The organism is Escherichia sp. WS3063 (assembly GCF_046486595.1).
Taxonomy (GTDB): Bacteria; Pseudomonadota; Gammaproteobacteria; order Enterobacterales; family Enterobacteriaceae; genus Escherichia; species Escherichia coli.
The window spans coordinates 72,440-84,956 of record NZ_JBJQKY010000013.1; the positions used below are offsets into that span (position 1 = coordinate 72,440).

At 45.4% G+C, this 12,517-nt stretch carries 11 protein-coding genes and 1 riboswitch; of the genes, 3 read left to right on the forward strand and 8 right to left on the reverse strand.

The genetic code is table 11. The features are described 5' to 3' along the window. Positions 1-113: 113 nt before the first annotated feature. Both ACJHYW_RS14270 and rcnR read right to left on the reverse strand, forming a co-directional pair. Entirely contained in the window at positions 114-1,421 is a 1,308-nt protein-coding gene (locus ACJHYW_RS14270; protein ID WP_001257775.1) for a tyrosine-type recombinase/integrase, read from the reverse strand. A 66-nt stretch (positions 1,422-1,487) separates the two neighbouring features. Next, positions 1,488-1,583, reverse strand: a riboswitch (TPP riboswitch). Positions 1,584-1,674: 91 nt separating this feature from the next. Next, complete coding sequence (gene rcnR, locus ACJHYW_RS14275) at positions 1,675-1,947, reverse strand: Ni(II)/Co(II)-binding transcriptional repressor RcnR (protein ID WP_000019944.1); 273 nt, start codon at positions 1,945-1,947, stop codon at positions 1,675-1,677. Positions 1,948-2,067: 120 nt separating this feature from the next. On the opposite strand from rcnR, the gene rcnA reads away from it, so the two are divergent. After that, the gene (gene rcnA, locus ACJHYW_RS14280; RefSeq protein ID WP_061092862.1) at positions 2,068-2,877 is read left to right on the forward strand and encodes a nickel/cobalt efflux protein RcnA; all 810 of its coding nucleotides are present in this window, start codon (positions 2,068-2,070) and stop codon (positions 2,875-2,877) included. Between the two features lie 218 nt (positions 2,878-3,095). Beyond that, on the forward strand, positions 3,096-3,434 hold the full coding sequence (rcnB, locus tag ACJHYW_RS14285) for a Ni(II)/Co(II) efflux transporter accessory subunit RcnB (protein ID WP_000153067.1): 339 nt from the start codon (positions 3,096-3,098) through the stop codon (positions 3,432-3,434). Between the two features lie 81 nt (positions 3,435-3,515). On the opposite strand, the gene ACJHYW_RS14290 is transcribed toward rcnB, so the two are convergent. From ACJHYW_RS14290 to apbC, 6 genes are all read right to left on the reverse strand, one after another. Continuing rightward, on the reverse strand, positions 3,516-4,550 hold the full coding sequence (locus ACJHYW_RS14290; protein ID WP_000405682.1) for a putative fimbrial-like adhesin protein: 1,035 nt from the start codon (positions 4,548-4,550) through the stop codon (positions 3,516-3,518). Positions 4,551-4,565: 15 nt separating this feature from the next. Then, on the reverse strand, positions 4,566-7,046 hold the full coding sequence (locus ACJHYW_RS14295; RefSeq protein ID WP_410233364.1) for a fimbrial biogenesis outer membrane usher protein: 2,481 nt from the start codon (positions 7,044-7,046) through the stop codon (positions 4,566-4,568). Between the two features lie 15 nt (positions 7,047-7,061). After that, positions 7,062-7,736, reverse strand: coding sequence for a fimbria/pilus periplasmic chaperone (locus ACJHYW_RS14300; protein WP_000677183.1), 675 nt, complete (start codon positions 7,734-7,736; stop codon positions 7,062-7,064). Between the two features lie 80 nt (positions 7,737-7,816). Then, a complete protein-coding gene (locus ACJHYW_RS14305) occupies positions 7,817-8,359 on the reverse strand; it encodes a fimbrial protein (RefSeq protein ID WP_000830468.1) in 543 nt (180 codons plus the stop codon). 295 nt (positions 8,360-8,654) lie between these two features. Beyond that, complete coding sequence (locus tag ACJHYW_RS14310) at positions 8,655-8,936, reverse strand: YehE family protein (RefSeq protein ID WP_001046488.1); 282 nt, start codon at positions 8,934-8,936, stop codon at positions 8,655-8,657. A 262-nt stretch (positions 8,937-9,198) separates the two neighbouring features. Then, a complete protein-coding gene (gene apbC, locus ACJHYW_RS14315) occupies positions 9,199-10,308 on the reverse strand; it encodes an iron-sulfur cluster carrier protein ApbC (RefSeq protein WP_001005448.1) in 1,110 nt (369 codons plus the stop codon). A 131-nt stretch (positions 10,309-10,439) separates the two neighbouring features. Between apbC and metG the strand changes: the two genes are divergently transcribed. Further along, on the forward strand, positions 10,440-12,473 hold the full coding sequence (gene metG, locus ACJHYW_RS14320; protein ID WP_001295427.1) for a methionine--tRNA ligase: 2,034 nt from the start codon (positions 10,440-10,442) through the stop codon (positions 12,471-12,473). Positions 12,474-12,517: the final 44 nt, after the last annotated feature.

Genomic DNA, 12,517 nt, shown 5'->3' on the forward strand with positions numbered 1-12,517 from the left:
CCTAAATTCATCTTAAGTTATTATTGTAAATTAGTTGTGAAAATTTTTGATCTCAGACAATAAAAATCTACAAATTATTAGCTGGTTATACACTAAGAAGGATACACGAATAACTAAGTCTCCCAACAAAGACCATCGATCACATAACAAACGGTGGAAAGTGGGAATGTGTGCAGATAACGCTGGGTAATCCCTACTCCACTCTTTTCATGACCTACCACCTGTTGCAGATGCGCCAAATTACTCACCCAACCAGCTAAACAAGTAGAAATCATAGTATGCCGGAAACTATGCACCAAGCGCCGCTGCCCATAATCATCAAGATAAGGAATATCAAGCTGATCACGAACATCTGAAAGAACTTTACCTATCTTTGACATATTTCGACCTGAGACTTCCGAAAAGATTTTCTCTTTCCATTGGCGGTTAACAAAATCCAGAAACCCCCACTCAATCAGTTTGGGATGAATCACTACCTGTCTTGTAGCATTCTCAGTTTTACCCAGCCTTCTTTCCGCGATCAGAAGATAGTGCCGCTGGCTATCTTCATCAAATTTGATCTGCGACTTCTCCAGTTTAGCAATCTCACCTCTTCTGGCTCCTGTGTACGCCAACAACAAAGTGATCCACTTCTGCCATCCATCAGGCTGCTTTAGTGCCCATCCTACAAATTTTTTCATTTCTGCTGCACTGTATGCACCAAACCTAGCTTTGGATGGTGCCGCTACTATTCCATCAGTCGGAGACTTAGATAGAATATCTTTGTTTTCAGTCAGAAATGTTTTGAATAACGATTTGTAGATTTTAAGGTGCTTATGTACAGCCTCAGCACCAACTAAATCCTCTGGCAGCACATCATCACATTCGATTAGTTGCTGAATAGTCATTGACCTATACGGTTGCACTACACGCTTTGGTAAGTTTTCGACAGTTTCCATTACTCGCTTAATATCTTGTTTGGTGATTGCCGTTACGTCTGTTTCTTTTCCCAAGACAACAAGCAATACCTCCATATAACGCTCATTTGCCATTGAGATCGATTTTGTCCAATTTCGACCTCTTTCCTCCTTGTACATAGCCCACGCATCAGCAAGTGTTAGCACCTTTTCCGGTTTGGCTGGTGGTTGAAGCTGCAAAACTTCTTTAGAAATATTGTTCAATTGCTGAGGGAGTGGCAACGGAATCATTACGTTACGTGACGAAGCGATCAAGTTTGAAACAAACTTATTAAATTGTGGCAACGGAGTAGCGAGTGATTTAACGAAAGGAATGTGCGGAGTAAGGCCAATCATCAACGCCGATGCTTCGCGATAACTGTCAGTAAAAAGTGATTTTTTGTATATCCGACCATCCGAAAGCCGGATTTGTAGATAGTAATTACCGTTTCGCTGAAATGTGTATGGGAGAGTTCTTGACCTCATAAACGACCCCTTTTTGTACCTTAACAGCATGATTTATGGTCAAAAAGAGATACAACCACATAATTTTCAAGACTATTTTGGCCCCCTACGCTGGCATTATCCAGATCAGGTGATACGGGTATTTCTCAGCCTTCACGCAGAAGGGCACCCCGAGTCGTTTGGTTGCGATGATAAATCGCAAAGGAGGATGGTAATGTCCAGCGCACGCGTTGTAAACGAGGAAAAACGGCAGTTTTACAATCGCGTTAATAAATTATTTGATATATGAATCCAGCACCTTCAGAACGACATCCAGATCTTCTTCACGTTTTAGCTCATCCCCCTGGTGAACGATGTGTTCCGTCAGATGACCTTTAATCACTTCCCGCATCAGACCGTTTACCGCGCCACGGATAGCAGCAATCTGTTGTAAAACTGCAGCGCATTCGTGCGGCTCGTCGAGCATTTTCTTGAGCGCCACGACCTGGCCCTGAATCTTACTGGCACGCGCTTTCAGTTTCTGTTTATCACGGATGGTATGAGACATGGCAACACCTGGTTAACAAGAATATGAAAAATCATAGCACTATTAATCTACTGGGGGGTAGTATCAGGTACTGGGGGGGAGTAGAATCAGATTGCCGAATTAATACTAAGAATTATTATCATGACCGAATTTACCACTCTTCTTCAGCAAGGAAATGCCTGGTTCTTCATCCCCAGCGCCATCTTACTTGGTGCGCTTCATGGCCTGGAACCAGGGCACTCAAAAACGATGATGGCGGCGTTTATCATCGCCATCAAAGGCACCATTAAACAGGCGGTGATGCTCGGACTGGCAGCAACCATTTCGCATACCGCGGTGGTCTGGTTGATTGCCTTTGGCGGGATGGTGATCAGCAAACGTTTTACTGCTCAATCTGCAGAACCGTGGCTCCAGTTGATTTCCACGGTGATCATTATTGGCACCGCGTTCTGGATGTTCTGGCGTACCTGGCGCGGCGAACGCAACTGGCTGGAGAATATGCACGAGCACGAGCACGAGCACGAGCACGAGCATGATCATGAGCATCATCACCATCACGAACATGGCGAGTATCAGGATGCCCATGCACGAGCCCATGCCAATGACATTAAAAGACGATTTGATGGTAGAGAGGTCACCAACTGGCAAATTTTGTTATTTGGCTTAACCGGTGGCCTTATCCCCTGCCCGGCAGCAATTACCGTGCTGTTGATTTGCATTCAGTTGAAAGCCCTGACACTGGGCGCAACACTGGTCGTCAGTTTTAGCATTGGCCTGGCGTTAACGCTTGTCACCGTAGGCGTTGGCGCAGCAATCAGCGTTCAGCAGGTCGCAAAACGCTGGAGCGGATTTAACACTCTCGCTAAACGCGCTCCCTATTTTTCCAGTCTGTTGATTGGCTTAGTTGGTGTGTATATGGGCGTACATGGCTTCATGGGCATAATGCGATAACTCAATCCTTTAGGCTTGCATGTTATCTTCAGCCCAGGATGATTCTTAAATCAGCTATTTCCGCTGACTCTCTGCTCGCTAAGGATGCTTTTAGGGCATCCTTTCATTTACACTTTTTACGAAATCATGGGATCACTAACAAAATATCGCTTGTCAGTTATATTGTATGGCAGGAAAGATATGCGACTGATATTACAGATCCCCAAAGTGGAGAGTTTATGACCATTAAAAATAAGATGTTGCTGGGTGCGCTTTTGCTGGTTACCAGTGCCGCCTGGGCCGCACCAGCCACCGCGGGTTCGACCAATACCTCGGGAATTTCTAAGTATGAGTTAAGCAGTTTCATTGCTGACTTTAAGCATTTCAAACCAGGTGACACCGTACCAGAAATGTACCGTACCGATGAGTACAACATTAAGCAGTGGCAGTTACGTAACCTGCCCGCGCCTGATGCCGGGACGCACTGGACCTATATGGGTGGCGCGTACGTGTTGATCAGCGACACCGACGGTAAAATCATTAAAGCCTACGACGGTGAGATTTTTTATCATCGCTAAAAAAAGCCCCCTCGGAGAGAGGGGGAAATGCAAACACCTTGTTATTTTTTATTATTAGCCACTTGCTCGTCTTGCTTATTATTAGTCGTATTTCACATTGATTAATGCGGTTGCCTCCAGTGCGCCAGATTTAACTTTGTTTGTATCGTAAACGTAGTAACTGGCCGTTATCGGAATTGAAACCGTTGTATCTGTAAGTTTTGACTTTGCCGCAATTTCTTTTAAATTTGTATATCCTTTACTGCTGTTAGTGATATTTAAAAGTGTGACTGGCGTACCATTACTTTCAAGAATAAATCCTACGCCATTATCTTCCGCACCTTTCAGGATCGTGTTGCTGTTGGTTAACAAGTCAGAACTTGATAAATACACCTGCATTTTCCGTGATGTTTGATTTTGTTGACCTAATAAGTTTTTACAACGCAGAACAATATCCCCTTTGTTACTATTTATTGTTGCTTTGTTACCTGTAGCTGGTAATTGTGAAACGGGAATACTCTCTAACGTAATTAATAAATCGTCCGGTTTGCAGGTTGTGGTTATCGGGTTGTATGACAATGTCAGATTAAAGGAATAGACACCTGCATTTTGTGCCAATGCATTTCTGTAGCTATTTACACATGCATCCCATGACTTGCCACCGAATAAACACAGTAAAAATTGTACTGCAGCACTCCCGCGTGTCGATGATGAAGCACTGGATAATGTCGCAACACCATTAATCATCACTGAACCGCCGCCCCCCGCAGAAACATTCACTTTTGCATTACTGGCCGCAGGTGTCACCGTTACCGAATAACCACTGGTGAAACTGGTCTGAGTATTTGACAACGTGATGTTGTTTTTATTGGTCCATTCAAAATGTAAATTTAATTTAATGGTATCGTTATAAAGTCCAACAATAATATCCGACGGGCTCATAGGGGTGATAGTATTTGTACTCACGCATGACGAATCATTAAAATTATGCTCATATGTCGCCATTTGTGTTTGAGTAAGTGCAAAATCCCCCTGAACAACCAAATTGTGCTGAACAGATAACTCACTATAACATGCTGCATAGCTCACAGGCATAACCATCATTATTAATATAAATAGCATTATGCGAATTTCCATAGAACCACCTGACTATTACTGGCAAATATAATTTTTACTTTCATCAATCTCTTTACCGAAGGTGATTGTGCATGAAAGCCCTTGTTGCTTATCAATTGCCACATTAACCGATGGCGGTACTTCATTGGTGCGAATAAATAACTGGCTTCCCTGGCCGACAACACCAATATTATGACCATGGATATCATTGACTTCATAACCAAACGTTAATGGTTGCCCATCCGCTCTTAATGCTTTTATAAACCATGGCTTGCGCTGATCGGTATCAAAATTAACCAGTACAACCGCGCCGCGATAAGGGGCGGCAATTTTCCGGTTGCCACGTAATTCTGCTTCGCTATCGCTTTGTGACACATCCAACATCAGGTAATTTTCCCGATAAGGTGTCATTCCGTCGTATACCACCACTCCATTACGGTTTGTTGTGCGATATTTTTGCCCATTGACATAAGCATCTTTAATTCCTGGCGCATTCATCACAGCAAACGTTTCAGAAAGACGGTTTGCCAGATTAACGCCACCCGACCAGGCGACAATGCCCCCTGAAACACTGGCTCCAGCCTGTCGATAAGCACTCGACTGACTATAACTGCCATTCACTGTCGCAACCGGCGCGTTCCAGGTTAAATTCGCCCCAGCTGTCGTTTCATTTCCCTGATACTGATAACTCAGGTTGACCCCATAGTTAAACTGATCCCGGCTTCCAACGGTTCCTGATAATCCCGTATTATTTGAGGCAACCCCCTGATCATCAAACGTCGTTGAGTTAGACATATATATTTGCCGACGAGGCGTCGTAACGTCATCACCCCAATCAAAGGGAATCGATATAAAAATATTAAAACGTTTCTCTTCATGATGATTCTCGTCATAAGCCTGGCTTGCCGCGAGGGTATAGCTTATCCGTCGCAGGTTGTTGGAATAACTCAACTGATAATCCTTACTACTGCCGCTACGCCCCCAGTAATCTCGCCATAACGTACTTAATGACACAGAACCCCAGCCTTCTGGCAATGACTGGCTCATATTAGCAGAAAAGCTATTTTTACGGCCAAAATCGTTCTGGTAATAATCGGCAATGTCATAGATATCGTTTTCATCACGGCGATAATTATCTTTATTGTTTGCCCAAACGTGATCGTTAAATGTCCGGTAATCACGCGACGAATAACGCCAGGCTGCCAGACCAAAACGCGTCGACGTTTGGCTCACAAATTTGTTGTAGGCAATTTGATAACTTTGCCCGTCAAACACATCGCCGTTGTCTTGTTTACTATGCGACTTCGTGGCATCGACGGAAATGGCACCAATGCGTGTATTCCAGCCAGTCCCCAAAGTGAACGCGTAATAATTATTCGCGACCATCGATCCGCCATACAGCGTCAATAAGTTATTAAAACCATACTGATAACCCGCCTGAACAAAATCACTTTGTTTGCTCGCCCCTTCAATATGGCTACGACCTGCCGCAAAATCATATTTCGACACGCCGGGTTGCAGCATATTCGGCACTGCTGCATAAGGCACCAGATAGGTGGTTACCGAACCGTCCGCCTCTTTCACGCTGACATCAAGATCTGCTCCACCACCGGCCAACTGCAAATCTGTAATCGCAAACGGGCCAGGAGGAACCTCTTTCTGATAAACCACAAAACCGTTCTGTTCAATAGTTACCAGCGCGTTACTCTGAGCAATCCCCTGCACCCGTGGCGTAAAATTCTGTTTCGAGTTAGGCAACATCTGCATATCACGAAACAACCGCACACCGCTGAAGCGAACAGAATCAAAAATATCGCTTGATGTGTACATATCACCCACGCGAAGCGTGCCGAGAAGTTGGGCAAATCCACGTTCCAGATACAGGGTATTGCTTTTCCACACCCCTGGATTGCTATTTGTTTTACTGAAACTGGCATCAGAATGCAGTTGCCCCCCCAGTAAGTTTAACCCGCTGTTAAAACGTACATATGTACTCTTGCTATTACCCGACGCTTTATAGTCGCTGTAATACTGACTCACATAATAAGAGGTATAAAACGCATTAATACCCCGCTCCCAGTTTTCCGGTGGAACATAGCCACTTTCCAGTTCTTCCACCCACGCCTGCGGGACACTGAAATCGAGACGAAAAACTCCGATATCCCAGGTATAGCTCCCACCCTGAACAAGTTGCTCAAATGTTAAACATTGCTTACCGCTGGCAAAGTTATCGGTATTAATGCCTAACCGCTTGATAATTTCCCTTGATAAACATGTTTCTTGCGGGTTGTCTTTAACAATAATCTCATATTTCCCGCGCCATTGCTTATTGACATAAATATCGATGTCATACTGCCCCGGCAAGGGTTGATTATCATCAAGACGAATATTTGCAACCTGCTGGTCTTTCATTCCACCTATCATAAAATGGGTATCAAAGGTTTCTTCAGCTGCATAAGCTTCAATGCCGAGCAATAACGCTACGATTGCTGATGCAAGTGGGGTCATTCTCAACATAGGCAGCTCCTGCAATTAAATTTTGTCACTAATATAGTTGCCATGGTCATCGATAATGGTCAGATGCCAGTTATTCGCATTATTACTTTTGACATTAATACTCTGACTTTCTAAGGGGGCAATCATAATAGTTTCATAATTGACTTTGACATTATTAGCTTTGACATCCGAAATCGTCACCCAATTTGCTGAGTCATTTTTTATCACCAATCCATTGCCACTGCGATTTACCCGTAACTTTTTAAATGTCGCTTTATTTACCGGTGCAATACCCGCAGGCCGGTAAAACAATTTGATTCTGTTTTGCATTGCAAATTTCAGTGCATTCTTGCCCTCTTGCTCTGGACTATTTGGTGGAATATCCAGAACATTCAGATAAAAAATGCTCTCTTTATTAGTGGGCAGTTTATTCGGCATAATTTTGATTTTTACTTGCTGCCCGGAATTTGCCCCTATTTTTGCCACTGGTGGCGTTAACATGAAAGGAACCTGAATTTTTTCTGGTGGTAACGACGTATCACCATCATCAATCCACGCCTGCAGCAGCGAAGAACGGTTTCCCTGATTCATCAACTGCACCATCACTTCTTTATTTTCTGCCGGGTAAATAATACGCGTCCCGTAGATAACAATACCGGCATGTGCAGGAAGGACCATAGAAGAAATGAGTAAAGCAAATAATCCTTTCATCTTAATGCCTCTTAAATTAAAAGGCCGCCATGGGGATAGCGGCCATGTTTATTACCTGGAGAAACTTGAAATTTTATTTATTAATCCTGCGCCACACGCATAACCAGAGAAGATAACACATCACCTGATTGCACTGAATTATCTGTCAGCTTCAGGTATTTTGCTTTAAACGGAATAGCATATTGACCTTCCGCTGTTTTATAACTCTCAATGTTAAAAGGTGCAGAAACATCCAGGACATCGCTGTTATCACCTAAATAGAGATAGTACCCCACGGTATCGTTGCTACTGGCTATCGCCTTATCGTTTCCGGTTATTTTATCGTTGGTAATCAACGAGAGTTTTACACCAGCAACTTCTTTCGGACAGCTAATTTTTAACATGCTGCTGGTTACACCGACTGCATCATCATAGGTCGAGTATTTAGCTTTACCTTCAAAGACAGTGGTTGGTACAGTTGGCATATTAATACTTACTGAATCGCCACCCGCTTCGAATTTACACGGAGATTCTGCAATATTCCCTTTAATGGTTAATGTTCCGGTATCAACGTCTGCGGCAAATACCCCAGCGCTCATAAAAAAAGAAGAAAAGACAGCGGCAGCAATAATTGAACGTTTCATAATATGTTCCTTAATAAAATTTATTTTTTGGTTGTTAAGAGTCTGTATCTCTTAGAAACAAATTTCTCACATCAAAAAAGTTGCCGCAATGTAAACATATTGTTTTATTGATTTAAAGCAAATTAACTATTGCAATATAAATACAACAAATACTTAAGCATATTAAATATTTATCACATCTATTAATTAATGCAGATTTTTGTAAATGGTATTATTTATATCAATAAAAAAGCTAAAATCATTCACACGAATGATTTCAGCTTTCTAAATCCGATTAAAAAACCAGGGTGGCAAATTAATCGTAGCGATTTAACACGATTCGACGTTTGCTATCGCTACCTGCAACAACCACTTCTGTCGTTACACCTTTGACTGGCGAAGAAACCTGATGACGGGTATCAACATCATACGTTAACTGACCACAATGCTGTTGAGGTTGTCCATTAACCATAGCCATACTGCATGTTGGGGGACTGATCCTGCCATTAATCGTTAATGTGGCAGTCTGTGAAGAGAACGCGGGAGAAGCCATTCCATAGGCAAGAAAAATAATTCCTGACAGCCAGTACTTATTCATTGAACGTTATCCCTGTAGTAAAGGTTATGCCTGGATAGAATGAGTGCATAACAAACTATAGCTGTACATCCACTACACAGCCACGAAGGATGATAATGAAGCATTGCCTGTACGATCAATCGACTTTATAGAGTTTCGGACGAAGGTCCGCAGAATATTTGCAGCATTAAATAAGTGTTCATTAATGCGGCAAAAACAAATACACCGCATCAATGTAACATCTCTGCGGTGTATGAAAAGCAACCAAAAAGGTTTATACGCGTTAGACCGCGCGGAAGGAAATCTCGCCAGGAATGACTTCTCCCTGCCAATAAAGCTGGGCTGCAACGCGGTCAGCCAGCTGGCGGTAGATAGCGGTAAATTCGCTCTCCGGACGGCTGATAACCGTTGGCGTGCCTTTATCGAGATCTTCACGTAAGGAGATGTGTAACGGCATCTGCCCCAGCAACTGCGTGTGGTATTTCTCGGCCAGTTTCTCTGCACCACCGGTACCGAAAATCGGTTCATGGTGACCACAGTTACTGCAAATATGCACACTCATGTTCTCGACAATACCGAGCACCGGAACCTCGACTTTCTCGAACATCACAATGCCTTTTTTCGCATCGATCAACGCAATGTCCTGCGGGGTGGTGACCACTACCGCGCCAGTTACTGGAATGTTCTGTGCCAGTGTCAATTGAATGTCACCGGTGCCTGGCGGCATATCAAGCACCAGATAGTCGAGATCCGGCCACAAGGTTTCCTGCAACATTTGCATTAACGCCTTGCTCGCCATCGGACCACGCCACACCATCGCATTGTCGTCAGTGACCAGATAACCAATTGAATTGGTTGCAAGGCCATGAGACATAATCGGTGCCATGTGGGTACCGTCCGGCGAAGTTGGACGCTGATTTTCTGCGCCCAGCATGGTGGGGATTGATGGGCCGTAGATATCGGCGTCCAGAATGCCGACTTTCGCCCCTTCCGCCGCCAGTGCCAGCGCCAGGTTTACCGCCGTGGAGGATTTACCCACGCCGCCTTTACCGGAGCTGACCGCAATGATGTTCTTCACGCCGTTAATTCCCGGCTGATTCTTCACGCGTTTTAAGGTGGCGATATTGTGCGACAGTTTCCAGTCGATAGCTTTCGCCCCGGTGATACGCAGCAGTTCGGCGCTACATTGCTCTTTTAACTCTTCGAACGCGCTATGCCAGACGAATGGCATAACCAGTTCCACATGCAACGTGTCGTCCATCCAGGCGACATGGTGCAACGCTTTCAGCGTGGTGAGGTTATGCTTCAGGGTTGGGTGCTGAAAATTGGCCAGTGTCCCGGCGACCATTGCGCGCAAGGCTTCTGGTGATTTGGCCTGGGATTGTTCGTTCATCCCGACTCCTTTTTTGTATAGATAAACCATCAGCTGATAGTTTACCTGAAGAATATAGAGAAGTACTTACTTAACATTTTCCCATTTGGTACTATCTAACCCCTTTTCACTATTAAGAAGTAATGCCTACTATGACTCAAGTCGCGAAGAAAATTCTGGTGACGTGCGCACTGCCGTACGCTAACGGCTCAATCCACCTCGGCCATATGCTGGAGCACATCCAGGCTGATGTCTGGGTCCGTTACCAGCGAATGCGCGGCCACGAGGTCAACTTCATCTGCGCCGACGATGCCCACGGCACACCGATCATGCTGAAAGCTCAGCAGCTCGGTATCACCCCGGAGCAGATGATTGGCGAAATGAGTCAGGAGCATCAGACTGATTTCGCAGGCTTTAACATCAGCTATGACAACTATCACTCGACGCACAGCGAAGAGAACCGCCAGTTGTCAGAACTTATCTACTCTCGCCTGAAAGAAAACGGTTTTATTAAAAACCGCACTATTTCTCAGCTGTACGATCCGGAAAAAGGCATGTTCCTGCCGGACCGTTTTGTGAAAGGCACCTGCCCGAAATGTAAATCCCCGGATCAATACGGCGATAACTGCGAAGTCTGCGGCGCGACCTACAGCCCGACTGAATTGATCGAGCCGAAATCGGTGGTTTCTGGCGCTACGCCGGTAATGCGTGATTCTGAACACTTCTTCTTTGATCTGCCCTCTTTCAGCGAAATGTTGCAGGCATGGACCCGCAGCGGTGCGTTGCAGGAGCAGGTGGCAAATAAAATGCAGGAGTGGTTTGAATCCGGCCTGCAACAGTGGGATATCTCCCGCGACGCCCCTTATTTCGGTTTTGAAATTCCGAACGCGCCGGGCAAATATTTCTATGTCTGGCTGGACGCACCGATTGGCTATATGGGCTCTTTCAAGAATCTGTGTGATAAGCGCGGCGACAGCGTAAGCTTCGATGAATACTGGAAGAAAGATTCCACTGCCGAGCTGTATCACTTCATCGGTAAAGATATCGTTTACTTCCACAGCCTGTTCTGGCCAGCAATGCTGGAAGGCAGCAACTTCCGCAAGCCGACCAACCTGTTTGTTCATGGCTATGTGACGGTGAACGGCGCGAAGATGTCTAAGTCTCGCGGTACCTTTATTAAGGCCAGCACCTGGCTGAATCATTTTGACGCCGACAGCCTGCGTTACTACTACACTGCGAAACTCTCTTCGCGCATTGATGATATCGATCTCAACCTGGAAGATTTCGTTCAGCGCGTGAATGCCGATATCGTTAACAAAGTGGTTAACCTGGCCTCCCGTAATGCAGGCTTTATCAACAAACGTTTTGACGGCGTGCTGGCAAGCGAACTGGCTGACCCGCAGTTGTACAAAACCTTCACTGATGCCGCTGAAGTGATTGGTGAAGCGTGGGAAAGCCGCGAATTTGGTAAAGCAGTGCGCGAAATCATGGCGCTGGCTGATCTGGCTAACCGCTATGTCGATGAACAGGCTCCGTGGGTGGTGGCAAAACAGGAAGGCCGCGATGCCGACCTGCAGGCAATTTGCTCAATGGGCATAAACCTGTTCCGCGTGCTGATGACTTACCTGAAGCCGGTACTGCCGAAACTGACCGAGCGCGCAGAAGCATTCCTCAATACAGAACTGACCTGGGATGGTATCCAGCAACCGCTGCTGGGCCACAAAGTGAATCCGTTCAAAGCGCTGTATAACCGCATCGATATGAAGCAGGTTGAAGCACTGGTGGAAGCGTCTAAAGAAGAAGTGAAAGCAGCTGCCGCGCCAGTTACTGGCCCACTGGCAGATGATCCGATTCAGGAAACCATCACCTTTGACGACTTCGCCAAAGTTGACCTGCGCGTGGCGCTGATCGAAAACGCAGAGTTTGTTGAAGGTTCTGACAAACTGCTGCGCCTGACGCTGGATCTCGGCGGTGAAAAACGCAATGTCTTCTCCGGCATTCGTTCTGCTTACCCGGATCCGCAGGCACTGATTGGTCGTCACACCATTATGGTGGCTAACCTGGCACCACGTAAAATGCGCTTCGGTATCTCCGAAGGCATGGTGATGGCTGCCGGTCCTGGCGGGAAAGATATTTTCCTGCTAAGTCCGGATGCTGGTGCTAAACCGGGTCATCAGGTGAAATAATCTCCTTTCAAGGCGCTGTATCGACAGCGCCTTTTCTTTATAAA

Bases quoted from the DNA above. Each gene is read 5' to 3' on its own strand.
- ACJHYW_RS14270 (WP_001257775.1), bottom strand. From the start codon at position 1,421: ATGAGGTCAAGAACTCTCCCATACACATTTCAGCGAAACGGTAATTAC.
- rcnR (WP_000019944.1), bottom strand. From the start codon at position 1,947: ATGTCTCATACCATCCGTGATAAACAGAAACTGAAAGCGCGTGCCAGT.
- rcnA (WP_061092862.1), top strand. From the start codon at position 2,068: ATGACCGAATTTACCACTCTTCTTCAGCAAGGAAATGCCTGGTTCTTC.
- rcnB (WP_000153067.1), top strand. From the start codon at position 3,096: ATGACCATTAAAAATAAGATGTTGCTGGGTGCGCTTTTGCTGGTTACC.
- ACJHYW_RS14300 (WP_000677183.1), bottom strand. From the start codon at position 7,736: ATGAAAGGATTATTTGCTTTACTCATTTCTTCTATGGTCCTTCCTGCA.
- ACJHYW_RS14310 (WP_001046488.1), bottom strand. From the start codon at position 8,936: ATGAATAAGTACTGGCTGTCAGGAATTATTTTTCTTGCCTATGGAATG.
- ACJHYW_RS14295 (WP_410233364.1), bottom strand. From the start codon at position 7,046: ATGTTGAGAATGACCCCACTTGCATCAGCAATCGTAGCGTTATTGCTC.
- apbC (WP_001005448.1), bottom strand. From the start codon at position 10,308: ATGAACGAACAATCCCAGGCCAAATCACCAGAAGCCTTGCGCGCAATG.
- metG (WP_001295427.1), top strand. From the start codon at position 10,440: ATGACTCAAGTCGCGAAGAAAATTCTGGTGACGTGCGCACTGCCGTAC.
- ACJHYW_RS14290 (WP_000405682.1), bottom strand. From the start codon at position 4,550: ATGGAAATTCGCATAATGCTATTTATATTAATAATGATGGTTATGCCT.
- ACJHYW_RS14305 (WP_000830468.1), bottom strand. From the start codon at position 8,359: ATGAAACGTTCAATTATTGCTGCCGCTGTCTTTTCTTCTTTTTTTATG.